The sequence below is a fragment of the Lysobacter sp. A421 genome (genome assembly GCF_054052145.1).
The window spans coordinates 137,077-163,535 of the sequence record NZ_JBSVRL010000004.1 but is presented as its reverse complement, the minus strand read 5'-3'; the positions used below and the strand labels follow the sequence as shown (position 1 = coordinate 163,535).

Sequence of the window (26,459 nt, the reverse complement as noted above, 5' to 3'; positions counted from 1 at the left end):
GCACCAGCCGACGCCGGGGTGAAAAGATCCGCGGCCAGCCCGATTCCCTGCGGGCGCGAGGATCGTGAGCTATACCCCACTGCCGAGTTGGTCTGACCAAACCCGCATCCGCAAGCCGAAGACGCTCTTTCCCGCAGTCATTTGACGCCGATCAAGGCGCGCGGCGAGGCCGCTGGATAGCCTGACCCGCATGTCCAGCCCCCTGCTCTTCGATGCGGCGCTCCTGCAGCGCTACGACCGGCCCGGGCCGCGGTACACCTCGTACCCGACCGCGCCGCAGTTCTCCTCCACCTTCGGTGAGGAGGCGCTGCGCGAGGCGGTGATGGCCAGCAATGGCGACCCGATCCCGCGCCGGCTGTCGCTGTACGTGCACGTGCCGTTCTGCATGAGCCCGTGCTTCTACTGCGGCTGCAACCGGATCATCACCCGCGACCTGGCTCGCGGCGAAACCTACCTGGTACGCCTCTACCGCGAAATCGCGATGACCGCGGCGCTGTTCGACCGCGACCGCGAGGTGATCCAGTTGCACTTCGGTGGCGGCACCCCGAACTTCCTGTCGCCGACGCAACTGGGCGAGGTGGTGGACTCGCTGCGCAGCCATTTCCATTTCTCCGACTCGCCCAAGCGCGACCTGTCGATCGAGCTGGACCCACGCTTCATCTCGCCGGCGGATGTCGGCGAACTGGCCGCGATCGGCTTCAACCGCGCCAGCTTGGGCGTGCAGGACTTCGACCCCACGGTGCAGGAGGCGGTCAACCGCATCCAGTCGGTCGCCGAGACGGTGGCGATCATCGAGGCCTGCCGAAAGCACGGGATGCGCTCGGTCAATGTCGACCTGATCTACGGACTGCCCAAGCAGAGTCTCTCCGGTTTCTCACGCACGCTGGACACGGTGATCCAAGCGCGGCCGGACCGGCTGGCGGTATACAGCTACGCGCACCTGCCCGACCTGTTCAAGGCCCAGGGACAGATCAACGAAGCCGACCTGCCCTCGGCCGACGTCAAGCTGGGGCTGCTGCAGTTGGCGATCGAGAAACTCACCGACGCCGGCTACTGCTATGTCGGCATGGACCATTTCGCCCTGCCCGACGACGATCTCGCCACGGCGCAGGATCGCGGCGGCCTGCATCGCAACTTCATGGGTTACACCACCCATTCCGACACCGACCTGGTCGGCCTGGGCGTCAGTGCCATCAGCCATGTCGGCGACAGCTTCAGCCAGAACCCGCGCGACCTGCCGAGCTGGCAGGTCGCGCTCGACGAAGGCCGGCTGCCGGTGTTCCGCGGCATGCGCCTGAGCGAGGACGACCAATTGCGTGCCGACGTGATCCAGCGCCTGATGTGCCAGGGCGAGATCCCGATCGACGCGCTGGAGCGGCGGTATTTGATCGACTTCCACGAATACTTCGCCGACGCATTTGAACAGCTGCAGCCACTGATCGACGATGGCTTGGTGCGGATCGAGCCACGACGCATCGTCGCAACGTCGCGCGGCCGGCTTTTGCTGCGTAACATAGCCATGTGCTTCGACCATTACCTGACCCAGCCCACCGCCTCGCCCCGCTTCTCCCGCGCCATCTGAGCGCAGCATGGAGGCGCGGGTGAGCCCGATCGCATTTCCGCGGCAGGATGCGAGCACGCTGGCCGATGACGGCGACGAGCTGACATTCTGCTCGACCTGCGCATTCTCCCAGGCGTGCCTTTCCGAGGGCATGGACAAGCGCTCGCTAGAAGACCTGCACGTACTGGTCGAGCATGTCGGCCCGTACCACGCCGGGGACCACATCTTCCGCGAGGGCGACCCGTTCGAGGCCATCGCGGCGGTGCGGGCGGGCACGGTCAAGACCTACATGATCGACCGCGACGGGCGCGAACACGTGCTGGGCTTCTACTTGCCCGGCGAGGTGATCGGCCTGGACGCGATCGATGGCGAGACCTATCCGTGCAATGCGGTCGCACTGGACACGGCGATGCTGTGCCGGTTCTCGTTCCCCAAGATCGCGGTATTGGCAACCAAGCTGCCCGGCCTGCAACACCACCTGTTCCGGCTGCTCAGCCGCGACATCGGCCGTGCAGCGATGCTGGCCGGCGACTGGACGGCCGACCAGCGCATGGCCGCGTTCCTGATCGGGCTGTCGCGACGACTGGCCGCGCGTGGCTTCTCGGCCAACCGGTTCCAGTTGACGATGGCGCGTACCGATATCGCCAACTACCTGCGCCTGGCGCCGGAAACGGTGAGCCGGGTGTTGCGTCGGTTCCAGAAGGATGGCCTGTTGCTGGTTGATCGACGCGAACTGGAATTGCTTGATCGCGACCGGCTCGAAGCGCTGGCCGATCCCATACTGCATCGCTGAGCTGCGTTGCCTTTGCCGCCGGTGATGTCCGGCGACGCAGCAACAAACTGCCGCCGGACTGGTATAAGCAAGACACGCCGAAGGGAATGGCGCTCCAAGCTTGACTCAAATCAACGTGCCCGCGCCGGCAACCGGCGAAGATGCGGCATCTGTCCGGAGAACGAGTGCTATGGAACCAAAAAGCGTGCTAATCACCAGGCGACTCTGGTGGGGCCTGGGGGCCCTGTTGGTCGTCAGCTTCGGCATCATGTTGTGGATCGGCAAGGACCTGTACCAGACGGCACCGCCGATGCCGGAACAGGTCGTGACCGAAAGTGGCGAGGTGGTTTACACCCGCGACGGGATCTTGACCGGCCGTCACGTGTGGCAAAGCATAGGTGGGCAGCAGAACGGTTCGATCTGGGGCCACGGCGCGTTGATTGCTCCGGACTGGTCGGCCGAATGGCTGCACCTGGAGGTCGTGGCCTGGCTGGATTTGCGCGCACAGTCCGAGTTCGGAAAACCCTACGAGGAGCTCGACGACAGCACCCAAGCCAAGCTGCAGGCGGAGATCAAACCGGAGATCCGTCGCAATACCTACGATCCCGAGACCGGCACCATCGTCATCTCCGACGAGCGTGCGCAGGCAATCTCGCAGGTCGCGGCGCACTACATCAGCGTGTTTTCCGCAGATCCGGCAACCGCGCATCTGCGCGAAGCCTACGCGCTGCGCGAGAACCCGGTGCCCGATGAGGAGCACCGGCGCCTGATGACCGGGTTCTTCTTCTGGGCGTCGTGGGCGACGGTGACCAACCGCCCCGACGACGTGAAGTCGTACACCAACAACTTCCCGCACGAGCCGCTGGTGGGCAACAAGCCGACCTCCAGCAGCTTCATGTGGTCGATGTTCTCGATCCTGTTCATGATTGCCGGCATCGCGTTGTTGGCCTGGCATTACGCGGCTTATCACGGCAAGGAAAAGCCACTGGTGCCGCCCGTCGAGGATCCGGTCGCCAAGATCGTGGTCACCCCATCAATGCGGGCCACGGCCAAGTACTTCTGGCTGGTGATGGCGTTGTTCCTGTTCCAGATCCTGATGGGCGCGACCACCGCGCATTACCAGATTGAAGGCCAGCAGGCCTACGGCTTCGAACTGGCGAACTACCTGCCTTACGCGGTGACCCGCAGCTGGCACACGCAACTGGCCATCCTGTGGATCGCAACCGCGTGGCTGGCCACCGGCCTGTACCTCGGCCCGGCGATCTCGGGGCATGAGCCCAAGTACCAGAAATTCGGGGTGAACTTCCTGTTCATCAGCCTGATCATCATCGTGGTGGGCGCCTTTGCCGGCCAGTGGTTCGCGGTGATGCAGAAGTTGGGGCTCGCCAACAACTTCTGGTTCGGCCACCAGGGCTGGGAATACACCGATATCGGCCGCTTCTGGCAGATCTACCTGTTCATCGGGCTGATGTTGTGGGTGGTCCTGCTGGGCCGCGCGCTGTGGCCGGCGATGCGTCGCAAGGACCAGACGTCCTCGATTGCCGGCTTGCTGTTCCTGTCCACGGTGGCAATCGGCCTGTTGTACGCCGCCGGCCTGATGTGGCGCGAGGACACCCATATCTCGATCGTCACCTACTGGCGTTTCTGGATCGTCCACCTGTGGGTGGAAGGGTTCTTCGAGGTGTTCGCGGTCGCGGTGATCAGCTTCATCTTCGTCAAGCTGGGGCTGGTGCGCGGCAAGTCGGCGACGATCAACGTGCTGTTCGCCACCATCGTGTTCATGTCCGGCGGCGTGCTGGGCATGTTCCACCATCTGTACTTCGCCGGCGTCACTACCGGCGTCATCGCACTGGGCGCCAGCATCTCGGCGCTGGAGGTGGTGCCGCTGGCGTTGATCGGACTGGAGGCCCACGAGACCTGGAGGAACAGCCGCGCCACGCCATGGATGCAACGCTACAAGTGGCCGATCATGTTCTTCCTCGCGGTCAGCTTCTGGAACCTGATCGGTGCCGGACTGCTGGGCTTCCTGATCAACACCCCGCTGGCGCTGTTCTACATGCAGGGCACCAACATCACCGCCGCCCACGGCCACACCGCGTTGTTTGGCGTGTACGGCATGCTGGGTATCGGCTTGATGCTGTACTGCCTGCGCGGACTGAGGCCCGAGCGGGTGTGGATGGAAGGACTGATCCGCAGCGGCTTCTGGTCGCTGAATATCGGACTGGCCCTGATGACCCTCCTGACCCTGCTGCCGATGGGCGTGCTGCAACTGGAAGCCAATCTGGAACACGGCTACTGGTATGCACGCTCGGCGGAGTTCATGAACCGCCCGATCATCGACCTGCTGGTATGGCTGCGGGTGCCGGGTGACACGGTGTTCGCGATCGGTGCATTCCTGATCGCACTGTTCGTGGTCTCGCTGTGGCTGGGCCCGCGTCCGGTCAACAAGCCCGCTCCGGCAGTGTTGGAGGCGGAGCGCAGCAGCTGATCCATAGCGGCAACGGGTAACACCAAGGGGCGACTTCGGTCGCCCTTTTTTTGGTTCTTCTCCCAACTGAGGGGAGAGGCAGCTCCGTCTCAGTAGGTCACCGACCAGGTCGCCATTGCGCCGGTCAACGTCTCGCCGTGTTCGCGACGCGCATCCAGGTTCAAGCCGAGTCTGCCACGACGACCGAACCGCGCGTCGAAGCCCAATCCGAACACACCCACGTCGCGGCCCAGTCCCTCGCCGCCGATCGGTGCCCACGCATCCACTGCGGAAAATCGCGCTTGGATATCCTCGCCCACCTGCGACAGCAGGTGCTGCCATTCTATCCGCGCACGCAGTGTCCACGCACTCCAGCCGAAGTTGACGTCCTGATCGAAGCGCGCGCCAAGCAGTGCCTGACTGGCGCGCAACGTCGAGTCGGCCGTGCTCAGGCCGAAACCCGCGGCACCCGACTCTTCGAAGCCGTCGCGATCCAGTTGCACGCTCTGCACGCCGGCGTACGGCGTTGCCCGGCCCGTGTTCCAGGAAAAGGTCAGACCCGCCTGTACGCCGGCCGTGAAGTAATGTTGGGTGTGGTCGGAATCGAGCCGGAATGCGTTCGTACCGATCAGCACGTCGCGCTGTGTCCAGCGCTGCATCTGCCCGAACGACGCAGCACCGAGCAGGTAGCCTCGGCCCAGGCCCCGGGTGGCATAGAGTTGACCCTCGGTCTGGCGGTTCTGCTCGCGGTCGCGGCGCTGCGCGTGGTACCCGGTACCGTCGCTCTGCGACAACGCCGCACCGATGGTGAAGCGATCGTCGCGCTGGACATCCACGCCCATCGCCCACCCTTGGGACTGCATGCTGAAACGTCCGAACTGGCGATGCGATTGCTGCGTGTCTGACCAGACGCCGGCACGGCCGTTGGCCAGTTCATCCACGCGCGACTCCAGTTTGCGACGGTTGCCGTCGATGGCCATCATCGCAAAGGTCATGTCGGCCCCATGGAGTTCGCCGGACAGACTGTCCAGCGAGTCCTGCAACACCTGCCGGCTGTCGATGCGCTGGAGCACGCCGGCCGCATCGGCAAACGTGTCGACCGGATGGTAACCCGCCGCTCCTGCCGGTATGGCGGCCATTCCGTTGAGCGTGTCGAGCGCATTGTCCACGCGCTGCGCGGCACTGAAGCTGGCGGGCGTGAAGTTCATGCCGCTCAGCGCCGTCGCCTGTACCTGCGTGACATCGAGCCAGACCCGGTTGGCGTCGTAACCGATGGTCGCTTGCAGCATCAAGCTCATGGGCGCATGGAGGCTGGAGAACACGCCGTGCACGCCGCCGTCGGCGACCAGTACCTCAGTGTTGCTTCGCGCCACATAGCCCGGTGCCGTGGCCGCGACGTACAGCTCGCCGTCGATGTTAGCCCGGCCTTTCACGTGCAGCGGCGCATTGCCCAGGTAGATCGAGTACCGGCCTGGCACGCGCAGTTCTAGGTTGCCTTCCAGCGTCGTGCTCGGCATCGGCCCGTTGTAGAGCACGCCATCGCTAACAACGTTGCCCTTGAATGTCGTTGGCTGTTTGGGGTTGTTGTTGGTGTTGATTGACAGATTGCCGTGGTTTTCCACATCGCCTTCGACTGTCACGTCCCAGGCATACAATTGCGTGCCCGCGTCGATGGTCACGTCCGCGCCCATGCGGCCGTTGATGGTCACCACGGAACCGTTGGTCAAGTGCAACGGACCGGTGAACGTGTTGTTGCCGCTCAGGCTGAGCCAGCCGTCGCCCGAGGTGCTGATGCCGCCGCCGCCAGAGATGTCGTTCCACCAGGTCATCTGTTCGCCATAGGGCAGCCACACATCCATGTCGCCCCAGTCGAGCCGGCCGGGACCGCGCAGCGCTTTCTCGACGTTGATCAGTCCCTGGCCGAATATCGGATCCGGCCCCGGCACGCCCAGATCAGTCGCCGTGCCCAACAAGATATCGCGGACCTGTTCGCCGCTGATCAGCGGGAACGCCTGCCACACCATCGCCGCCGCACCGAGCACCAGCGGTGACGCTGCCTGTGTACTGGTCATTGACCAGTAGCTGGGGTTGCCTGCCGTATCGGCGTTGCCGACCAGCGTCACGTCGCCCGGTGCCACCACGCAGTAGTCCATCGCCACGCCGCAGCCGTTGGAGTATGCAGCCAGACGATCGGGACGCGCCGTTTCCACAGCGGCGACGGTGATCCAGTGCTCCGAAAGCGATGCCGGCGCACCGGGTAGGCTCGGCAGGCTCGCCATCTGAGTCGGATCAGCGTTGCCACCATCACCTGCGGCGAACACCACCAGACCGTCGTACGACGGCGAATCGGCCGACCAGTCGACGTAGGCCTCGAACGCATCGAACAGGCGCTGCGTGATGGCCGGGGCCTGCCATCGGAAATTGCCGTCCCAAGTGAAGCCCGCTGCGCGGGTGAATGCACTCTTGCTGGCTAGCCCGCGTTCGAGCGCGCTGATTCCGTCTTCCACGGTGGGCTGGCCGAACGGATTTCCGTCGGTGGGACGATCGGGGATGATCCGCATCACGTGCAGGTTCGCGTCGGGCGCGGCACCGCCAGCCCAGTCACCCTGTGGGCTGCCGATGGCGACCAGGGCGGTTGATGTGCCGTGGCCGTTGGCATCGTCCTGTTTGTAGTCATTGGTGGACCAGTCGACCAGGTCAGAACCGTTCCCCCACCACAGGTGCTGGTCGAGGGCCGGGTGGCCGCCCCGTGCGCCCGAGTCGTACAGGGCGATGAACTGCCCGTTGCCGCGATTGCCGTTCAGATGCGCGGAGACGGCATTGATGACCTGCAGATGGGCGGCACCATTCATCGGAGGCTCCTGTAACCGCGTGGGCATCACCAGTTCGCCCGCCGGCAACAACGGAGCGGGGGCAGGCGGCACCGGCGGCTCAACGGGGGGCGTAGGCGTCACCGGCGGCTCAACGGGGGACGTAGGCGGCAGCACGTCGGGTGGCGTGGGAAGCTGTCCCGCGGGCGGCGGATCGCTGCGCACACCCCCACCGCCACCGCCACACCCGGCCATCGTCAGCGCAAGGCTCAGCATCACCGCCCGAGCCATCGGCTCGCGCAAAAATTTCTTTTTCATGTCGCCCCCGAACGGCCCACCCCCACTCCCCAGCAGGATCCTTGAGCCGTCGAACGCGTGATTTAACCATGGGCCAAGCGCTACGTCCATGCGCCGTTGGCGCGCGGCCCACGCCACTCATAAGATGCAACGCATGCCACGTTGGCCCCGTCCCTCATCGCGTGGATGGCCTACAGTCAACCGCTTTGGAGAATGTCGACCTGCCAGAACATCACGAAAGGTGGCTACCTGCTCACATATGGGCGTCAACAAGAAGAGTCATGGCACTCCAATTGCTTCGTAATGGTCGCCCTGCGACGTCGCGACAGCGATACCAGGCATCTGGCGCACGGTCGCCGCAGTAAGTCCAACTCGTACGCAGCTACTGGCTGCTCGATCGATGCACCAGCGGCGCACAACTCGGTGCTCCCCAGCCGCGGGCTGACCTGGATCAATGCCCCGCCGTCGCCGACGCGCCAGACTCCGCCCATGAACACCCGAGCGCATCGCCTTTCGCCCCGCCTGCTGGGCACCGCCCCGCACCGGCTGATGTTCTTCATTGGTGCGACCAACGTGCTGATCGCAATGGCGTGGTGGGCCGCATGGCTGCTGGCGGCGCGCTGGCCGGCCTGGACGATGCCGCAGTCGCAGCCGTATGCCGGCTGGGTCCATGCCTTCGTCATGCAATACCAGGTGCTGCCGAGCTTTTTCTTCGGCTTCCTGCTGACCACCTTCCCAAAATGGCTCGGCCTGCCGGAGATTGATCGCTGGCGATATATCCCGGTAGGCCTGGGTCTCTTCGGTGGCCAGATCGCGACGCTGCTGGGCGCACTGGGCTGGGAGGCCGGCGTCGTCATCGGCATGTGGATGACCGCAGCTGGCTGGCTGGTTGGCCTGCTGACCCTGGGGCTGCTGTTGTGGCGGGAAAAGGGGGTCACCTGGCATGCACGGTCATGCTTCGCGGCTTTGCTACTGGGCTTTATCGGCGTACTGGCGTGGGGCGCATTCCTGCTTGGCGCATCATCGGCATGGCTGTTCGCCAGCATCAAGATCGGCAGTTTCGGATTGCTGCTGCCGGTGTACCTGACCGTTGCCCACCGGATGTTCCCGTTCTTTGCCAGCCGCGTCGTGCCGGGCTACCAGCCGTGGCGACCGATGTGGCTGCTGGGAGTGTTCTGGCCGCTGGTGCTGGGTCATCTGGCGCTGGACCTGCTGCACGCCTACAGCTGGTTATGGCTGGTCGACCTGCCCCTGCTGGCCTTGACCACCATGATGCTGTGGCGCTGGTGGCCGCGTGGCAAGCAACCGGGCCTGCTGTCGGTGCTGTTCATTGGCCTGGCGTGGCTGCCAATCGCCTTCGCACTGTATTCGGCGCAGAGCATCATCCACGCGATGACCGACGTCTACTGGCTTGGGCGCGGTCCGGCGCACGCGCTGTTCGTCGGCTTCTTCGGCAGTGTCCTCATTGCGATGGTGACCCGGGTCACCCAGGGCCATGCCGGCCGCGCGCTGGAAATGTCGGGCGTGGCATGGTTCGCATTCATCGCCATCCAGGTCGTGACTGTCATGCGGGTCGGCGCCGAGGTGTTGCCCGATGCCGGCGCATGGCAGGCTGTGGCCGGGCTGGGCTGGCTGGTCGCTTTCGTGCCCTGGGTGGCGCGGATCGGACGCATCTACCTGAGTCCCCGCGCAGATGGCAGGCCGGGTTGACGGCCAGCAGCCACCGTCACCACGACCGTCGAGGATTCCCCGTGATCGAGTTCTACCCGCAAATCAAGAGCATCCACGTCGCCATGGCGCTGATCAGTGGCGCGATCTTTGCGCTGCGCGGCGCTGGCGTACTGGCCGGGATGCGCTGGCCGCACTGGCTGGTCGTGCGCTGGACCAGCTATACCGTGGATACCGCGCTGCTGACCGCGGCGCTGATGTTGTTGACGATCCTGCCCGGCGCGCTGTTCGCCAATGGCTGGCTGACAGCGAAGTTGCTGCTGTTGGTGGTCTACATCGTGTTGGGCGTCATGGCGATCAAACGCGGACGCACGCGGATGGCCAAGGCCGGGTTCTACGTAGCCGCGCTGCTGACCTTCGCGATGGTGTATTCGATTGCCCGCGCGCATAGCCCCTGGGGATTCCTGTATGGAATTATCGGCTGACCTCCTGGCAATCAGCGGCAGAGGTGACGACGGTATTCCCGTCGCGACAGCTCTGCCCGTTGGCGACCTGCCTGCGGACAGGTCGGTCGCAGCAGTCCCCGCCGGCACCGACCCGGACCGGCCACTGCTGGATGCGCTGTTCCTCGGCCCGTATGGCGAGAACGACGCCTTGCTGGAAAAACTCATGGTCGAGTTCCTGCGCGACCATGTGTACTGGCGGCGCAACTTCCACCCCGAGGATCCACCGGCGATCCCGACCCACGCGGCCCAACATCCGGACTATCAGGCCTTCGAGGCACGGCTGCGACGCGAGCTGCACCAGTTGTCGGCATCGTTGAAGCGCTCGGTGCCGTTCCACAGTCCACGCTATATCGGCCACATGGCCTCCGACCTGCTGCTGCCGGGACTGGCTGCGCAGATGCTGACCCTGCCCTACAACCCCAACAATGTCAGCGAGGATGCCGCCCCGGTCACCATCGACCTGGAGGTCCAGGTCGGCCTGCAACTGGCGCGGATGCTGGGCTATCCGGACGACACCACGCGCCCGGACTGCGCGTTCGGGCACCTGACCTCCGGCGGCACCGTCGCCAACTACCAGGCGCTGCGACTGGCGTTGGCGCTGAAGGCGTTTCCGGTCGCGTTGCGTGCCGCCGGCGTGCCGGATCTGTCACTGCCGGCCACCGACTGGGCCGCCTTCAACCTCGGCCCGGCGGCGGGTATCGAGCTGCTCGAACAATGGCAGGCGTGGCTGGCCGCACAGCCGTCACGCGAGCGTCGTCACTGGCGCGACGCGGTGCAGACGCAGCGACTGGAGCACCTGGGTCTGGTCGAATTCTTCGCCCGTCACCGCGATTTACGCGTGCCGGTGGTGCTCGCCCCGGTCACCGCGCATTACTCGTGGAGCAAGGGGCTGAAGCTGCTCGGCCTGGGTCGCGACCAACTACAACTGTTGCCCGAGCGCGGCATGCGGTTGGACGCGGACGCGCTGGAAGACGCATTGCAACGCTGCGAACGCGAGCGCCAGCCGGTGTTGATGACAGTCGCCGTACTTGGCACCACCGAGTACGGCACGGTCGATCCAGTGGATGCCGTGGTTGCCGCGCGCGATCGCGCACAGGCGCGAGGACTGGGCTTCAGCGTGCATGTCGATGCCGCCTGGGGTGGCTATCTGGCGACCCTGTTTCGCAATCCGGACGGCAGTCTGCGCAGCCTGGCCGAGGTGCGCACTGGCTTCAGGCAATTTCCGCTGCCGGAAGTACACGCCGCGTTCGCCGCGCTCGGACAGACCGACTCGGTCACCGTGGATCCCCACAAGCTGGGCTACCTGCCCTATGGCGCGGGCGCCTTTATCTGCCGCGACCACCGCGCGACGGCGTTACTGGCCGAAGCTGCCGACTACGTGTTCCACGACACCCGCGCCACCGATTACCTGAGCCGCTACCGCCGGCTGGGCCAGTTCGTGCCGGAGGGCTCCAAATCCGGTGCCGCGGCCGCTGCGGTTTACGTCACCCACAAAGTGTTGCCGCTGGACCACGCCAACTTCGGCCGGTTGCCGCGCCAGACCGTGCTGGCCGCCGAGGCATTCCATGCCCGCACGCACCATCTGGCTACCGAGCTGGAAGGCATCGCCCACGTGCTGGTGCCGTTCGCGCCCGACAGCAACCTGGTCTGCGTGGCGATCAACCCCGCCGGCAACCGCGACATCGCCCGCGCCAATGCCTTCGTACGTCGGATCCATGACGAATTGCGCGCCGATTCCAGCCAGCCGCTGCAGCTCAAGCAGTTCTTCGGCTCGATGACCACCCTGCAGCCCGAGGCGGTGGGCACGGCGGAGATGCACCGCATCCTGTCGGCACTGCGCATCGACCCGGACACGCTGGGCGACGGCGCCAATGACGCCGATGACGACCGCCTGGTGATCCTGCGCCACACGTTGATGAACCCGTACCTGATCGACCACGAGAACGGCATCAGTTACATCGACCTGTACCTGGCCCACCTGGGCCGGCGCATCGGTGCGTTGCTGGCGGAGGCGTCACCATGAGTCCGGACTCCTTCCACCCCGGCCCGGCGTTCGGCTCCAGCGACGAGCCGCCCGGGCGCCACTACGACACCGACGCACAGCGCTCATGGACCGGCCAGGCCCTGTCGCGGTTGCGGCAGGAAGCTGCTCGTTCGGCCGATACCCACCTGTTACGGCTGGAGTTCCCGGGCTTTCCGGGCATCGAGTTCTACTTCAAGGACGAGGCGGCACACCCGACCGGCAGCCTGAAGCACCGCCTCGCACGTTCGCTGTACCTGTATGCCCTGTGCAACGGGCGGCTGCATCCGGGCCAGCCGGTGGTGGATGCGTCCTCGGGCAGCACCGCCATCTCCGAGGCGTGGTTCGCGCGATTGCTCGGCTTGCCGTTCACCGCGGTGATGCCGGCGGCCACCGCGCCGCGCAAGATCGCCGATGTGCAGGTGCTGGGTGGCCATTGCGACCTGGTCGACGACCCTTCGCAGGTCTACGAGCGCGCCGCCTGGCATGCTGCCAACGGTGCCTGCCATCTCGACCAGTTCGGACTCGCCGAACGTGCGACGGACTGGCGCGGCAACAACAACATCGCCGAGTCGATCATCGGCCAGCTGGCCCGGGAGCCGCATCCCGAGCCGGCATGGATCGTCTGCGGCGTCGGCACCGGCGGCACCTCGGCGACGATCGGCCGCTACCTGCGCTACCGCGCCCTGCCAACCCGTCTGTGCGTGGCCGAGCCAACCGGAAGTGCATTCGTACACGGCTGGCATGCGCGCGACCGCACGGTCGTTGGCAGCCAGCCGACCGTCATCGAAGGCATCGGCCGACCGCGGGTGGAGCCGGGCTTTCTGTTCGAAGTCGTCGACGACGTGGTCGAAGTGCCCGACGTCGCCTCGATCGCCGCAATGAGCCTGCTGGAAGAACACATCGGCCGACGCTACGGCGGCTCATCGGGTACCAACCTGGTTGCCTGCCTGCAGTTGGCCACCCGGATGCGTGCCGCAGGCGAGTGCGGCAGCATCGTCAGTCTGTTGTGCGATCCGGGCGAGCGTTACGACCAGACCCTCTACGACCCGGACTGGCTGTCGCGTAGCGGGCTGGACCCAAGCGCTGCGGAAGCGGCCTTGCGCGCGACGCTGGCCACCGGCGAGTGGCACCCGACGGTCTGAACAACGCAGTGGAGCGGTTGCAGACCCCAGCCCGAAGACGATGGCACTTGATCCGCATCAGGGCACGACGCTGACGCAGCGACGAGGCTGTCGCCACCCCTGCTTGCGGTGCCCTCATGGCCGACCACGATCTGCGTACGTTCCTGTCCCGGCTGGAGCGCTCCGGCCAGTTGCACCGGGTATCGGCATCTGTCGATCCGGACCTTGAGTCCACCTCGCTGTGCCTGCGCGCGCTGCGCGAAGGCGGGCCGGCGCTGTTGATGGAACACCCCGTCGGCAGCGCGCATCCGCTGCTGGGCAACCTGTTCGGGCACCGCGACCGGATCGAGGCCGCGCTGGCCGGGCGACCGCTGGCAAGCCTGCGCGAACTGGGCCAGCTACTGGCGGCGATCAAGGAACCACGCTGGCCGTCGAGCCTGAAACAGGCGCTGTCCACCTGGCCCGAACTGGCCCAGTTGGCCCACGTCGCCCCGCAGCGCGTTCGCGAAGCCGCATTCGAGCACGAGACGCTGGAGGGCGAAGACATCGATCTGTCGCGACTGCCGGTCCAGCGCTGTTGGCCGGACGATGCGGCGCGCCTGATCACCCTGGGCCTGGTGATTACCCGCGGCACCCGCAAACCGCGCCAGAACGTGGCGATCTACCGCATGCAGGTGATCGGCCCGGACCGGGTGATCATGCGCTGGCTGCCACACCGCGGCGGCGCGCTGGATTACGCGGACTGGCAAGCGGCGCATCCCGACAAGCCCTTTCCGGTGCTGGTCGCGATTGGCGCGGACCCGGCGACCACGCTGGCCGCAGTCGCGCCGGTACCGGACACGCTGTCGGAATACGAATTCGCCGGCCTGCTGCGCGGCCAACGCACGCGCATCTGGCACAGCCAGCGCACCGGACTGGACGCTCCGGCCGGCGCGGAGATGCTGATCGAAGGCGTCATCCATCCCGGCGACACGGCACTGGAAGGCCCGTTCGGCGACCACACCGGCTACTACAACGCCGCCGACCACTTCCCGGTGCTCACCATCGAGCGCCTGCACCTGCGCAGGGATGCGATCTACCAAGGCAGTTACATGGGCCGCGCACCGTTCGATGAACCCTCGGTGCTGGCGATTGCGCTCAACGATGTCTTCGTGCCGATCCTGCAGAAAGTGTTCCCGGAGATCGTCGACTTCTTCCTGCCGCCCGAAGCCTGCTCGTACCGCATCGCGGTGGTCAGCATCCGCAAGCAGTACGCGGGTCACGCGCGCCGGATCATGATGGGCGTGTGGTCGTACCTGCGCCAGTTCACCTACACCAAGTTCGTGATCGTCACCGACGAGGACATCGACGTGCGCGACTGGTCGCAAGTGGTCTGGGCGATGTCCACCCGGGTCGACCCGGCGCGCGACACGATGCTGGTGGAGAACACGCCCATCGACTACCTCGACTTCGCCAGTCCGGCACCGGGACTGGGCTCCAAACTCGGCTTCGACGCCACCAACAAATGGCCCGGCGAGACCACTCGCAAATGGAGCCAGCCGATCCGCCTCGACCCTGACATCGAGCAGCGGGTCGACGCGCTGTGGTCCGGGATTCGTGGTTGATCACTACTGCGACCGACCTACCCGGCCACCACCTGACCCAGATCAACGACGCCCCCGTCACAAGGGGCGACGATCCCGGCGATCTCGACGACCGCGGAGTGCCCATGCAACTCGTATGTCCCGCCGGCAACCTGCCGGCCCTGCAGGCCGCGGTCGATGCCGGTGCCAACGCCGTCTACGCCGGCTTCCGCGACCAGACCAACGCCCGCGCCTTTCCCGGCCTGAACTTCTCCGACGAGGAATTGCGCTGCGGCATCCGTTACGCCCACGCCAAGGGCGCGAAGGTCTACCTCGCCCTCAACACCTATCCCGACAGCGTGCGCCTGGGGCAATGGCATGCCGCGGTCGAAAAGGCAGCCGAGTTCGGTTGCGACGCGATCATCGCCGCCGAAATGGGCGTGCTGGATTACGCCGCGCGCACCCACCCCGACCTGGCGCGGCACCTGTCGGTGCAGGGATCGGCCACCACCGAACCGGCGCTGCGTTACGCCTACGAGCGCTTCGGCATCGCCCGCGCTGTGTTGCCGAGGGTGCTGTCGATCCAGCAGGTGGAGCGCCTGTGCGAGCGTTCGCCAGTGGCCATCGAGGTGTTCGCGTTCGGCAGCCTGTGCATCATGGTCGAAGGCCGTTGCCAACTCTCCAGTTATGTCACCGGCGCATCGCCCAACCGGCACGGCGTGTGCTCGCCGGCGAAGTTCGTGCGCTGGGACGAGTTCGACGACGGCAGCCGTACCGCGCGGCTCAACAACGTGTTGATCGACCGCTTCCAGCCCGAGGAGCCGGCCGGATACCCGACCGTGTGCAAGGGTCGGTTTGATGTCGGCGGCGAGACCTTCCACGCGTTGGAAGAGCCGACCAGCCTCAACACCTTGGAGCTGCTGCCGCGGCTGGCGAAAGGCGGTGTGGTGGCGCTGAAGATCGAGGGTCGCCAGCGCGGCGTCGCGTACGTCGGCTCGGTCACCCGCACCTGGCGGTCGGCACTGGACCGGTACCGCGCGAACCCCGATGCCTGGGCGTTGCAGCCGGACTGGCAACGCACGCTGTCGGGCCACGCCGAAGGCCACCAGACCACGCTCGGCCCGTATCACCGTGCCTGGCACTAGTGCAGGACTGAGCACGCATGTTCTTGAGGCAACCCGGATGGCGAAACACATGAAGCTGAGCCTGGCACCGCTGCAGTATTTCTGGCCCCGCGAGCGCACGCTGGCGTTCTATCGCGAGGTTGCCGGCTGGCCACTGGAGGTGATCTATCTGGGCGAGACGGTCTGCAGCAAGCGCCGCGAGCTGGGCACGCGCGACTGGATTGCGCTGGCCGAGGAGCTGGCCGTCAGTGGCAAGCAGATCGTGCTGTCGAGCCTGGCGTTGATCGAGGCCGAGTCCGAGCTCAGCGTGCTGTCGCGACTGGTCGAGCACGGCGGCTTCTGGGTCGAGGCCAACGACCTGTCCGCTGTACAGATGTGCCGCACCGCCGGCCTGCCGTTCGTCGCCGGGCCGACGCTCAACATCTACAACCACCGCGCACTGGCGATGCTGATGGAGGACGGCCTGCGTCGCTGGGTACCGGGCGTCGAGCAGGGCGAGCAGTTGATCGGCGAACTCAAGGACGCCCTGCTCGCTGACGGCATCGCGATGCCCGAGCTGGAAGTCACCGTCTGGGGCCGGTTGCCGTTGTCGTACTCCGCGCGCTGCTTCACCGCGCGTGCGCTGGACGTGCCCAAGGACCAGTGCGGCTTCCGCTGCATCGACTACCCCGACGGCATGCCACTGGACACCCGCGAGGGCAACGCCTTCCTGCGCATCAACGGCATCCAGATCCAGGGCGAGGAAACCGTCGACCTCGGCCCGGAACTGCCCTCCCTGCGCGCACTCGGCGTCGACCTGCTGCGGATCTACCCGCAAGCCGAAGGCTGCCGCGAGGTGGTCGAACATTTCGACCTCGCCCGGCAATCGATGACGCCGCCACCCCGCAGGGGAGCGCGCAACGGCTTCTGGCATGGGGAGCCGGGAATGCGGCCGGAGCATATGGAGATTGCGGCCGGGTAGCGGGTAGTAGGCGGCTTTATCAAAAGGGGATGTCTGCTTTTGGCGGCGGTTTCAACAGGTCACATCAACCTGCTTTTCTCCCCAAACACCCGCGCGCCCAACCGCGGGCGACGGGCTGCGGGGGAATTGCGTAGAGCGGCCATGGATGGCCGCGGCCGCGAGTCAGCCATGAATGGCTGACCGAGCGGAAGAGCAATCCCCCGCAGGCCGGCGCACGCAGCCCGCGCCCTCATCAAAGCTAAGCCGTTCTCACAGCGCCAGGAAACCCGGCCTCCAGAAAGCAAAACGCGCCGCCCTCCCGGGCGGCGCGCTTGAATCACCTGTCAGTCGCAGCCGCCGCAGCGGCTCTTCCTCACACCCGCGCGAACACCAGGCTGCCATTGGTGCCGCCAAAGCCGAAGCTGTTGGACATCACCGTGTCCAGCGTCGCGGCGCGGCTTTCGCGCACGATCGGGAAGCCTTCGACCTTGGGGTCCAGGCTCTCGATGTTGGCGGAGCCGGCCATGAAGCCGCCCTGCATCATCAACAGGCAGTAGATCGCCTCGTGCACACTGGCCGCACCGAGTGAGTGGCCACTGAGCGCCTTGGTCGACGACAACGGCGGCACCTTGTCGCCAAAGACATTGCGCACCGACTGCAGCTCGACCACATCGCCCAGCGGGGTCGAGGTGCCGTGCGTGTTGAGGTAGTCGATCGTGCCAACCTCACGGCCGCCGAAGCCGGCCAGCGCCATCTGCATGCAGCGCACCGCGCCTTCGCCGGACGGGGCCACCATGTCGACGCCGTCAGAGGTCACGCCGTAACCGACCAGCTCAGCGAGGATGTTCGCGCCGCGCGCCTTGGCGTGCTCGTACTCCTCCAGCACCAGCATGCCGCCACCGCCGGCGATGACGAAGCCGTCGCGGCCGATGTCGTACGGGCGTGATGCGGTCAGCGGAGTGTCGTTGTGCTTGGTCGACAGTGCGCCCATCGCGTCGAACTGGGCGGTCATGCCCCAATGCAGCTCCTCACCGCCGCCGGCAATGATCACGTCCTGCGCGCCATGGCGGATCAGGTCGGCGCCGGCGCCGATGCAATGGGCCGAGGTCGCGCAGGCGGCGGAAATCGAATAGCTCAGGCCACGGATGCCGAATGCGGTCGACAACGTCGCCGACACGGTCGAACCCATCGTGCGCGGCACCATGTACGGGCCGACTTTGCGCACGCCGCGGTTGCGCAGCAGATCGCCGGTTTCAATCTGCCATTGCGGCGAGCCGCCACCGGAACCGGCAATCAGCCCGGTGCGCACGTCGTGTACCTGTTCGTCGCTCAGACCGGCCTGGGCAATCGCATCGCGCATCGCGACATAGGCAAAACCGGCGGCATCGCCCATGAAGCGCTTGAGTTTGCGGTCGATCTGTTCGGTCAGGTCGATCTGCGGCTCGCCAGCCACCTGGCTGCGCAACCCCAGCTCGGCATATTCGGGGATGAAACGGATGCCCGGACGGCTGTCGCGCAGCGAATCGGAAACGCTGGCCAAGTCATTGCCCAGGCACGAAACCACGCCCATCCCGGTGACGACTACGCGTCGGTCGGATGCATGCGCCATGCTCAGAAACCCTCCGTTGAGGTAAACAATCCAACCCGCAGGTCGGACGCATTATAGATCTCGCGGCCGTCGACCAGCGTTCGTCCGTCGGCGATGACCAGCTCCAGCTTACCGCGCATGACCCGGCGGATATCCAGCTCGTACGTCACCAGTTTTGCGTCCGGCAGCACCTGGCCACTGAACTTGACCTGGCCCACGCCCAGCGCACGGCCGCGGCCCGGCGCACCCAGCCACGGCAGGTAGAAACCGCACAGTTGCCACATCGCGTCCAGACCGAGGCAGCCGGGCATGACCGGATCGTTCTCGAAATGGCAGGGGAAAAACCACAGGTCGGGGCGAATATCCATCTCGGCGCGGACGAAGCCCTTGCCGTACTTGCCGCCGTCGGTGGTGATCTGGGTGATGCGATCGAACATGAGCATCGGCGGAGCAGGCAGGCGCGCGTTGCCGGGGCCGAACATCTCGCCGCGGCCGCAGGCCAGCAACTGCTCGTAGTCGAAGGAAGAAGGTCGAGTCATGTGTTCACGCAACGGGGGAAACCTTGGATTTTGCAGGTTTGGCGCGAAAATTGTATTGACGCGCATCAACATCACACTTCCATACTAATGCGTATGTAGGCGTGAATCCTTGCTCCGGGTAGATTCTGGCGGTATCCGTCCGTCTCAGGCGGCTTGGCTGGTGGATGCAGTTGCGGCGCAATCACTGCGCCAATGCGCGCCCACGCTGGATTGTCGATCCAGCGCCGCCCTCAGGATCGCGTTGGCCAGCCGCGCCTGCCAACCGGCTGTTTCCAGAGCTTCCATCCGGGTAATGGCCTCACGCAACCGGTCGGCCGAACGCGCTGGGCCGGCCGCATGCCACATCAACGCGCGCAGCCCATGCAGGCCATCGGCAGCCAGACCCGGCCCGCGCTCGATTGACACGGCCTTTGCGACGACGCCCCTGCTTGCACCCACCGCGCTGGCATCCGCCGCACGACCGGAGGCCAGATGCGCGCCGAGGCGGCGGCCGAACACCACGCCCTCCAGCAGCGAATTGCTGGCCAGCCGGTTGGCGCCGTGGACGCCGGTGCAGGCCACCTCGCCCACCGCATGCAGGCCCGGCAGGCTGGTCCGGCTGAGATCGTCAACCGCCAGGCCACCCATGTGGAAATGCGCGGCCGGGGTAACCGGGATCGGGCTGACCCGCGGGTCAATACCGTGGGCGATACAGGCCGCCAGAACGGTCGGGAACTCGCATTGCCAGCAGATCCCCAGCCGACGCGCGTCCAGCCTGACCAGTCCGCCATCGCGCCGGGCCTGCCAGACCCGGCGCGCCACCACGTCGCGTGGGGCGAGATCGCCCAGCGGGTGCACGCCATCCATCAACGGCTGGCCCGATGCATCCAGCAACCGTGCGCCGGCGCCGCGCAGCGCCTCGGTGATGAGCGGCAGCGACTTGGCGCGCACGTCCAGCGCGGTGGGATGGAACTGGATGAACTCCAGGTCGCGCGGCTGTGCGCCCGCGGCCAGCGCCAGTGCCAATCCCGCGCCATCGGAGCCGGCAGGGTTGGTGGTCCGCGCAAACAGGCTGCCGATGCCACCGGTCGCCAGCACCACGGCGTCGGTGTCCACCCACGCGCTGTGGTCTCCGTCCCGCAGTCGCACGCCGCCCACGCGGCCTGCGCCTAGCCGCAACGCGTCCACATCCACGCCCCCACGCCACTGGATGTGTGGTGCACGCGAGGCCGCCGCCGACAATGCGGCCATCACACCGGCGCCGGTTGCATCGCCGCCAGCGTGCACGATGCGGGCACTCGTGTGCCCGCCTTCCCTCCCCAACATCAGTCCGGCGCCATCGCAGTCGAACGCCACGCCCAGCGTCGCCAGCCACGCCACCGCATCGGCCGCGCCGGCGGCGAGCGTGCGGACCTGCGCCGTCTCATTGCATGACGCCCCAGCCGCCAGCGTGTCCCGGACGTGCGACTCGACACTGTCACCCGCCCCGAGCGCGGCGGCGATACCGCCCTGGGCCAGCATGCTGGCACTGTCTTCGACGCGTGCGCCGCGACCCAGCAGCAACACCGGTCGTGGTGCGGCGGCCAGCGCGGCGCACAGGCCGGCGATCCCGGCACCAACGACCACTACCGGCGCGCGCTTCCTCATCAGATGCGCTCGCGCCGGCCCACGACCAGCATCCGGTCCAGCGCGGCGCGGGCGCGGGCGGCCACCTCGGGCGCGATCACGATTTCGTGCTTGAGATCGCGCAGGCAGGCATGGATGTTCTGCAGCGTGATCCGCTTCATGTGCGGGCACAGGTTGCAGGGCTTGATGAACTCGACCTGCGGAAACCGGTCGCGCAGGTTGTCGGCCATCGAGCATTCGGTGACCATCGCCACCCGTGCCGGTTTGACCTTTTCCAGCCACTGGCCCATCGCGCTGGTGGAGCCGACGAAATCCGCCTCGGCCAGCACCTCCGGCGAGCACTCCGGGTGGGCGACCACCAGGGTGTCGAACTGTTCGCGGGTGTGCCGCACCTGCTGCGAGGTGAACTGGTCGTGCACCTCGCAGGTGCCGTGCCAGAGCACCAGCTCGACGTCGGTCTGGCCGGCCACCCATTTCCCCAGGTACTGGTCGGGCAGGAAGATCACCTTGTCGGCGCGCATCGACTCGACCACCTGCACGGCGTTGGCCGAGGTGCAGATCGCATCGGACTCGGCTTTGACCGCCGCGGAGGTGTTGGCGTAACTGACCACCGGCGCGCCGGGATGGCGCAACCGCAATGCGCGCACGTCAGCGGCGGTGATCGACGACGCCAGCGAACAGCCCGCGTCCATGTCCGGCAGCAGCACGGTCTTGTCGGGCGCCAGGATCTTCGCGCTCTCGGCCATGAAGTGCACCCCGCACATGACGATCAGGTCCCCGTCGCAATCGGCCGCCGCCTGGGCCAGCGCCAGCGAGTCGCCGGTGATGTCGGCCACGCCGTGGAAGATCTCCGGCGACTGGTAGCTGTGCGCCATGATCACCGCGCCGCGCTCGCGCTTGAGCGTGTTGATCGCGTCGACCCACGGCAGGTGGATGGGCACTTCCAGACAGGGGATCAGGCGTTCCAGTTTTTCCACCAGCGGCGCGTACTCGGTTTCGAGTTCGGGCCGCCAGCGCGGGTTGGCGAGGGCTGCGGCGTGGTTCATGGCATCCAGAAGTGAAAAGTGGTCAGGCGGCGCGACCGGCCGCATGCGCGGTCCGGGCTGCACGGGCGAAGCGGGCGCCGCGATTGAGGCCGATGCGCAGTCCCAGCGGCACCGATTCCCACGGCAGCCGCTCCAGCAGGTTTCGCGCGGTCAGGCCCAGCTCGGTATCGCCGGTCAGTACCAGCCGACGCTGGAAGAACAGCGTGTCCGCGTCCTCCAGCCGACTGGCGAGCAGCAGCAGGTCGGTGGCGGTGCCACGCACGCTGGCCTCGGGCGCGTCGTCGGTGACCACCAGCTGGGTACCGCGCTGTTCGATCACCCAGAGCAGTCCCAGATCGACAACCTGGATGCCCAGCCGGCGACCCTGCATGAAATCCAGCGTGCCGTCGGCCAGCGGCACCGCCAGCACGCGCTGCATCGCCCGTTCCAGCAGCCACCGCTGGGTGCGCTGCGGCACCACGCGCAACAACGGAGCCATCCGCGACGGCGGCGGAATCAACCGCAGCAGCATCGGATGGCGAGGGGAGGAAGTGTTGTGTGCGGAGGTGTCGTGCATGGCAGGGGCGATGATGCGGTCAATGCCCGGTTGCGGGCCTTGATCCAGATCAGCTGCAAGGCCTTGTTGCCGGCAGGCGTGATTGATCGCGACGGAAGTCATCGCCTGCGCGGTCGCAGCGGGCAGCCCGATCCGCGGCGCCAGCCACTGCGCACGCGCATGCACCCGCGCCTCGCGGCCCGCGTCGCGTCCGGGCACGCCGGCGCGCCGCTTGATTCGCGCGGCATGGCACGCCAGCCGGCCGCGACCGGCCAGCAACACGAGCATCGCGTCATCAATGCCGTCAATGGCCCGGCGCACCCATGCCAAGGGCGCCGGGTGGAGGTCGCCGGCCTGACCCGTCCCTACCGGCCTATCGTTGCACTCGATCATTTGGCTGGCTCCCGTTGTCAGTGGCGGCGCAAACGGACGACCGCTCCACGACGGCCAGCAGAACATGCACGGCCAGCGGCGCTCCTGACCTACGTCAAGTCATCTACGTCAACCCGCCGTCAACCCGTGCTCGCATCCCAAAGCACCGCGCCGGACACCGCCAATCGCGCACTTGCCGGCGCGCGCCTAATGCGCCAGTCGCCCCAACGTCGCCAGCGCCGAGCGCACGCGCGCATCCAGCGGATGTCCGCAATTGAGGCGCAGGCAGTGGCCGAAGCCGCGGCTGGCGGAAAACATCGGCCCCGGTGCGATGCTGATGCCCAGTGCGGCGGCGCGTTGCTGGATCGCCAGCGCGTCCGCGCCCTGGGGCAATTCCAGCCACAGGAAATATCCGCCAGCCGGCCGTGGCACCCGCGTGCCGCGCGGGAAATGTCGCGCTATCGCTTCCAGGTAATCCGCCTGTTGCTCCGCCAGGGTCTTGCGCAGGCGCCGCAGGTGGCGATCAAAACCACCGCGTTGCAGATACTGAGCCAGCGCGACCTGGGTGGGCACGTTGGTGTTCAAGGTGGTGGTCAGCTTGCGACGGGCGACACGCCGGGCAAACCGGCCCGGCGCGGCCCAGCCGATCCGGTAACCCGGCGCCAGGCTCTTGGAGAACGAGGAGCAATGCAGCACCAGGCCTTCCCGGTCGAAGGCCTTGGCCGGCAGCGGTCGCTGCGGGTCGAAGTACAACTCGGCGTAGACGTCATCCTCGACCAGCGGGATCCGGTGACGCGCCAGCAATGCGACCAGCGCGCGCTTGTGATCCTCCGGCATGCTTGCCCCAAGCGGGTTCTGGAAGCTGCTCATCAGGCAGCATGCGCTCGGCGAGTGGCGGGCGATCGCCACCTCCATCGCCGCCAGGTCGATGCCTTCACGCGGGTGGGTCGGCACCTCGATCGCGCGCAGGCGCATCCGCTGCAGCATCTGCAAAGTGGCGTAGAAACACGGTGATTCCACCAGCACCGCGTCGCCGGGTTCGGTCACCGCGCCGATGCAGAGGTTCAGCGCTTCCATCGCGCCGTTGGTGATCACGATCTCGTCGGCGCCCACGTGCATGTCGGCCAGCAGGTAGCGCAACGCGATCTGCCGCCGCAGCTCGGCGTTGCCCGGGGTCAGGTCGTCGACCGTGCTCCACGGGTCCAGGTGGGTCGCGGCGGACGCCAGCAACCGGCCAATGCGGTCCAGCGGAAACAACAGTGGACTGGGGAACGCCGACCCCAGCGGCACCACGTCGCGCGACATCGAGGATTCCAGCACCTGGAACACCAGGTCGCTGACGTCCACCGCGCGCGACTCGCCATCAGGCTGCGAAAGCAGGTCCGCCTCCGGCGGCCGCATGACGGCGGCGCGAGTGACGTAGTAGCCCGAACGCGGCCGCGACTCCACCAGGCCACGGGCTTCGAGCAGGTAATAGGCCTGGAAAACGGTCGCTGGACTGACCTTGCGCGCCGCACTGGCCTGGCGCACCGACTGCAGCCGGTCGCCAGGTTTCAGCAGGCCCTGGTGGATCGATTCGGCAATGTCGTCAGCAAGCGCCTGATACAGCGTCATCGCAACTCCCGATGTCCCTGGCCAAAATTCCGGCAAAGCTCGCGGAACTGAACGGAGCCATCTGATACGGTCATTTGGTCGATTTTTGAGTCTACGCCAACTGATCCGGTCGCCCTATCCTGACCCGTTGAACTGGATGTCCCATGACTGGAGCCCCGACGGGGGACGACCGCCGATGAACCCGCTAGTCGAACTCAACCTTGCCTTGATCCTGTTCGTGCCGTGGTTTTCGATCCTCGCGGTGCTGTTCTGGATCTACCCCCGGCAGCCGCGTACCCGGGCGCGAAAACTGTTCGATGTCACCAGCCTGGTAATCGCCACCGGCCTGGCCGCGTACGGCATGTATTGGGGCTTCAACGACGCCACTGCGATTCACGGCGGCATGTGGAAGCAGGTGGTCGCCACCATGTGCGCCTACACCATGTTCCTGCTGGTGATGACCGTCGCGGTATGGCTGCGCCATCGCTGGCTGCGGCGCATTCGCCTCGGCGGGTCGCGGCAGCCAGAACCGGCACCTGCGCAGGCAGCCGTGCGGGAGCCGACGCCATGAAACGCGCCCGCATCCTCGGCTTCCTCCGGTGTGATCATCTACAATCGCGGTGCCAACCCCTGGCTCGATCCCGTCTGAACCGGACGGCAAACACATGGCCAACGCGCCGACAGGCATTCCCGTTATCGATCCACACGGATCGCACGTGATCGCCTGCACGGCCATGACCGTGGTCCCGCTTCACCCAATTGACCCAGATCAACTATCCACACGCTGATCCCGGGGAAAATACGTGCTTACAAAATGGAAGGTCTCCTGAATGTCTGTGCATGACGATGCCGTGGCAATGCCGGCTGACACCGGTGATTCCGCGCTGGCCGCGCCCCGCGGTTACTACAACGACAAGGTGGTCCACCAGTTCGTGGTCGCGACCATGTTCTGGGCCATCGTCGGCATGGCGGTCGGCGTGTTCATCGCCGCCCAGCTGTATTGGCCGGCGCTGAACTTCGACACCCCCTGGTTGAGTTACGGACGGTTGCGGCCGCTGCATACCAACGGGGTGATCTTCGCCTTCGGCGGCTCGGTGCTGTTCGCCACCAGCCTGTACGTCGTCCAGCGCACCTGCCATGTCCGGCTGGTCTCCGACAAGCTGGCCAGCTTCGTGTTCTGGGGCTGGCAGGCGGCGATGGTTGGCGCGGTGATCACCCTGCCGCTGGGCATCACCCAGAGCAAGGAATACGCCGAGCTGGAATGGCCGCTGGACATCCTGATCGCACTGGTCTGGGTCGCTTACGGCTGGCTGTTCTTCCGCACCATCGCCAAGCGCCGGGTCAAGCACATCTATGTCGCCAACTGGTTCTACGGCGCCTACATCATCGGCGTGGGCTTCCTGCACGTGGTCAACAACCTGGTGCTGCCGGCCAGCCTGACCAAGTCCTACCCCATCTACAGCGGCGCGGTGGATGCGATGGCGCAGTGGTGGTACGGCCACAACGCGGTCGCGTTCCTGCTGACTGTCGGCTACCTGGCAATGATGTATTACTTCGTGCCCAAGCAGGCGCAGCGGCCGATCTACTCCTACCGGCTGTCGATCGTGCATTTCTGGGCACTGATTTCGGTCTATATGTGGGCAGGCCCGCACCATCTGCATTACACCGCCCTGCCCGACTGGGCACAGTCGGTCGGCATGGTGTTCTCGGTGATCCTGCTCGCCCCCAGCTGGGGCGGCGCGATGAACGGCCTGCTGACCATGTCGGGGGTATGGCACAAACTGCGTACCGACCCGATCCTGAAATTCCTGATCGTCGCCATCAGTTTCTACATGATCGCGACCTTCGAAGGCCCGTTGCTGTCAATCAAGACCGTCAACTCGCTCAGCCACTACACCGACTGGACCATCGGCCACGTCCACGCCGGCACCCTGGGCTGGGTGGCGATGATCTCGTTCGGCTCGGTGTACTGCCTGTACCCGAGATTGATCGGGGCGGCAAAGATGTACTCGACCAAGATGATCGACTACCACTTCTGGCTGCATACCATGGGCGTGGTGTTCTACATCGCCTCGATGTGGATCGCCGGCATTACCCAGGGCCTGATGTGGCGCGCCACCAACGCCGATGGCACCTTGACCTACAGCTTCGTGGAAGCGCTCAGCGCGACCTACCCGTACTACCTGGGCCGCCTGCTGGGCGGACTGATGATCCTGGCCGGCACCTGCCTGATGGCCTGGAACCTGTGGCGCACCCATCAGAGCGTGCGTGCGTTGGCAAACCATCCGGTGCTGGCACCGCACCCGACTGCGGCGCGCGGCTGAGGACGA

The 26,459-nt window shown here is 66.2% G+C and carries 19 protein-coding genes; 12 read left to right on the top strand and 7 right to left on the bottom strand.

All coding sequences use genetic code 11. The features are described 5' to 3' along the window. The first annotated feature begins 190 nt into the window (after positions 1 to 190). From hemN to ACW7G6_RS12185, 3 genes are all read left to right on the top strand, one after another. Complete coding sequence (hemN, locus tag ACW7G6_RS12195; protein ID WP_456998358.1) at positions 191 to 1,582, top strand: oxygen-independent coproporphyrinogen III oxidase; 1,392 nt, start codon at positions 191 to 193, stop codon at positions 1,580 to 1,582. A 7-nt stretch (positions 1,583 to 1,589) separates the two neighbouring features. Continuing rightward, positions 1,590 to 2,354 carry a helix-turn-helix domain-containing protein gene (locus ACW7G6_RS12190; protein ID WP_456998357.1) on the top strand — a complete coding sequence of 255 codons (765 nt, stop codon included), beginning with the start codon at positions 1,590 to 1,592 and terminating at the stop codon, positions 2,352 to 2,354. 169 nt (positions 2,355 to 2,523) lie between these two features. After that, complete coding sequence (locus ACW7G6_RS12185; RefSeq protein WP_456979991.1) at positions 2,524 to 4,821, top strand: nitric-oxide reductase large subunit; 2,298 nt, start codon at positions 2,524 to 2,526, stop codon at positions 4,819 to 4,821. An 89-nt stretch (positions 4,822 to 4,910) separates the two neighbouring features. Here the strand turns inward: ACW7G6_RS12185 and ACW7G6_RS12180 are convergent, their stop codons facing one another. After that, on the bottom strand, positions 4,911 to 7,928 hold the full coding sequence (locus ACW7G6_RS12180; RefSeq protein ID WP_456998356.1) for a S8 family peptidase: 3,018 nt from the start codon (positions 7,926 to 7,928) through the stop codon (positions 4,911 to 4,913). Between the two features lie 468 nt (positions 7,929 to 8,396). Between ACW7G6_RS12180 and ACW7G6_RS12175 the strand changes: the two genes are divergently transcribed. From ACW7G6_RS12175 to ACW7G6_RS12145, 7 genes are all read left to right on the top strand, one after another. Beyond that, positions 8,397 to 9,617, top strand: coding sequence for an NnrS family protein (locus ACW7G6_RS12175; RefSeq protein ID WP_456979993.1), 1,221 nt, complete (start codon positions 8,397 to 8,399; stop codon positions 9,615 to 9,617). A 41-nt stretch (positions 9,618 to 9,658) separates the two neighbouring features. Then, a complete protein-coding gene (locus tag ACW7G6_RS12170; RefSeq protein WP_456998355.1) occupies positions 9,659 to 10,060 on the top strand; it encodes a SirB2 family protein in 402 nt (133 codons plus the stop codon). Next, the gene (locus ACW7G6_RS12165; RefSeq protein ID WP_456979995.1) at positions 10,044 to 12,104 is read left to right on the top strand and encodes a pyridoxal phosphate-dependent decarboxylase family protein; all 2,061 of its coding nucleotides are present in this window, start codon (positions 10,044 to 10,046) and stop codon (positions 12,102 to 12,104) included. Before ACW7G6_RS12170 ends, ACW7G6_RS12165 begins: the two co-directional genes overlap by 17 nt. Further along, entirely contained in the window at positions 12,101 to 13,246 is a 1,146-nt protein-coding gene (locus ACW7G6_RS12160; protein ID WP_456979996.1) for a PLP-dependent cysteine synthase family protein, read from the top strand. The genes ACW7G6_RS12165 and ACW7G6_RS12160 overlap by 4 nt, the downstream gene beginning before the upstream one ends. A 116-nt stretch (positions 13,247 to 13,362) precedes the next feature. Then, positions 13,363 to 14,829, top strand: a complete 1,467-nt coding sequence (locus ACW7G6_RS12155) for a UbiD family decarboxylase (RefSeq protein WP_456979997.1) — start codon at positions 13,363 to 13,365, stop codon at positions 14,827 to 14,829. Positions 14,830 to 14,933: 104 nt separating this feature from the next. Beyond that, entirely contained in the window at positions 14,934 to 15,932 is a 999-nt protein-coding gene (ubiU, locus tag ACW7G6_RS12150; protein WP_456998354.1) for a ubiquinone anaerobic biosynthesis protein UbiU, read from the top strand. A gap of 49 nt (positions 15,933 to 15,981) precedes the next feature. Further along, entirely contained in the window at positions 15,982 to 16,872 is an 891-nt protein-coding gene (locus ACW7G6_RS12145) for a U32 family peptidase (protein WP_456979999.1), read from the top strand. 352 nt (positions 16,873 to 17,224) lie between these two features. Here the strand turns inward: ACW7G6_RS12145 and fabB are convergent, their stop codons facing one another. From fabB to ACW7G6_RS12115, 6 genes are all read right to left on the bottom strand, one after another. Continuing rightward, positions 17,225 to 18,460 (bottom strand): beta-ketoacyl-ACP synthase I, encoded by a 1,236-nt coding sequence (fabB, locus tag ACW7G6_RS12140; protein WP_456998353.1) that lies wholly within the window; start codon positions 18,458 to 18,460, stop codon positions 17,225 to 17,227. 2 nt (positions 18,461 to 18,462) lie between these two features. Further along, positions 18,463 to 18,978, bottom strand: coding sequence for a 3-hydroxyacyl-[acyl-carrier-protein] dehydratase FabA (gene fabA / locus ACW7G6_RS12135; RefSeq protein ID WP_456963259.1), 516 nt, complete (start codon positions 18,976 to 18,978; stop codon positions 18,463 to 18,465). A gap of 144 nt (positions 18,979 to 19,122) precedes the next feature. Further along, a complete protein-coding gene (gene nadB / locus ACW7G6_RS12130) occupies positions 19,123 to 20,604 on the bottom strand; it encodes an L-aspartate oxidase (protein ID WP_456980001.1) in 1,482 nt (493 codons plus the stop codon). Further along, complete coding sequence (nadA, locus tag ACW7G6_RS12125) at positions 20,604 to 21,629, bottom strand: quinolinate synthase NadA (protein ID WP_456980002.1); 1,026 nt, start codon at positions 21,627 to 21,629, stop codon at positions 20,604 to 20,606. Before nadA ends, nadB begins: the two co-directional genes overlap by 1 nt. 22 nt (positions 21,630 to 21,651) lie before the next feature. Next, a complete protein-coding gene (gene ubiT / locus ACW7G6_RS12120; RefSeq protein WP_456998352.1) occupies positions 21,652 to 22,557 on the bottom strand; it encodes a ubiquinone anaerobic biosynthesis accessory factor UbiT in 906 nt (301 codons plus the stop codon). Positions 22,558 to 22,743: 186 nt separating this feature from the next. After that, positions 22,744 to 24,150, bottom strand: a complete 1,407-nt coding sequence (locus ACW7G6_RS12115) for an aminotransferase-like domain-containing protein (RefSeq protein ID WP_456998351.1) — start codon at positions 24,148 to 24,150, stop codon at positions 22,744 to 22,746. Positions 24,151 to 24,325: 175 nt separating this feature from the next. Here ACW7G6_RS12115 and ACW7G6_RS12110 point away from each other — a divergent pair, with 175 nt between their 5' ends. Together ACW7G6_RS12110 and ccoN are read left to right on the top strand one after the other, a co-directional pair. Further along, positions 24,326 to 24,700 (top strand): hypothetical protein, encoded by a 375-nt coding sequence (locus ACW7G6_RS12110; RefSeq protein ID WP_456980005.1) that lies wholly within the window; start codon positions 24,326 to 24,328, stop codon positions 24,698 to 24,700. Between the two features lie 286 nt (positions 24,701 to 24,986). Next, on the top strand, positions 24,987 to 26,453 hold the full coding sequence (gene ccoN, locus ACW7G6_RS12105; protein ID WP_456980147.1) for a cytochrome-c oxidase, cbb3-type subunit I: 1,467 nt from the start codon (positions 24,987 to 24,989) through the stop codon (positions 26,451 to 26,453). The last annotated feature ends 6 nt before the right edge of the window (positions 26,454 to 26,459 follow it).

Coding starts and splice junctions, on each gene's coding strand:
- hemN (WP_456998358.1), top strand. CDS start 191: ATGTCCAGCCCCCTGCTCTTCGATGCGGCGCTCCTGCAGCGCTACGAC.
- ACW7G6_RS12190 (WP_456998357.1), top strand. CDS start 1,590: ATGGAGGCGCGGGTGAGCCCGATCGCATTTCCGCGGCAGGATGCGAGC.
- ACW7G6_RS12185 (WP_456979991.1), top strand. CDS start 2,524: ATGGAACCAAAAAGCGTGCTAATCACCAGGCGACTCTGGTGGGGCCTG.
- ACW7G6_RS12180 (WP_456998356.1), bottom strand. CDS start 7,928: ATGAAAAAGAAATTTTTGCGCGAGCCGATGGCTCGGGCGGTGATGCTG.
- ACW7G6_RS12175 (WP_456979993.1), top strand. CDS start 8,397: ATGAACACCCGAGCGCATCGCCTTTCGCCCCGCCTGCTGGGCACCGCC.
- ACW7G6_RS12165 (WP_456979995.1), top strand. CDS start 10,044: ATGGAATTATCGGCTGACCTCCTGGCAATCAGCGGCAGAGGTGACGAC.
- ACW7G6_RS12160 (WP_456979996.1), top strand. CDS start 12,101: ATGAGTCCGGACTCCTTCCACCCCGGCCCGGCGTTCGGCTCCAGCGAC.
- ACW7G6_RS12155 (WP_456979997.1), top strand. CDS start 13,363: ATGGCCGACCACGATCTGCGTACGTTCCTGTCCCGGCTGGAGCGCTCC.
- ubiU (WP_456998354.1), top strand. CDS start 14,934: ATGCAACTCGTATGTCCCGCCGGCAACCTGCCGGCCCTGCAGGCCGCG.
- ACW7G6_RS12145 (WP_456979999.1), top strand. CDS start 15,982: ATGAAGCTGAGCCTGGCACCGCTGCAGTATTTCTGGCCCCGCGAGCGC.
- fabB (WP_456998353.1), bottom strand. CDS start 18,460: ATGGCGCATGCATCCGACCGACGCGTAGTCGTCACCGGGATGGGCGTG.
- fabA (WP_456963259.1), bottom strand. CDS start 18,978: ATGACTCGACCTTCTTCCTTCGACTACGAGCAGTTGCTGGCCTGCGGC.
- nadB (WP_456980001.1), bottom strand. CDS start 20,604: ATGAGGAAGCGCGCGCCGGTAGTGGTCGTTGGTGCCGGGATCGCCGGC.
- nadA (WP_456980002.1), bottom strand. CDS start 21,629: ATGAACCACGCCGCAGCCCTCGCCAACCCGCGCTGGCGGCCCGAACTC.
- ubiT (WP_456998352.1), bottom strand. CDS start 22,557: ATGATCGAGTGCAACGATAGGCCGGTAGGGACGGGTCAGGCCGGCGAC.
- ACW7G6_RS12115 (WP_456998351.1), bottom strand. CDS start 24,150: ATGACGCTGTATCAGGCGCTTGCTGACGACATTGCCGAATCGATCCAC.
- ACW7G6_RS12110 (WP_456980005.1), top strand. CDS start 24,326: ATGAACCCGCTAGTCGAACTCAACCTTGCCTTGATCCTGTTCGTGCCG.
- ccoN (WP_456980147.1), top strand. CDS start 24,987: ATGCCGGCTGACACCGGTGATTCCGCGCTGGCCGCGCCCCGCGGTTAC.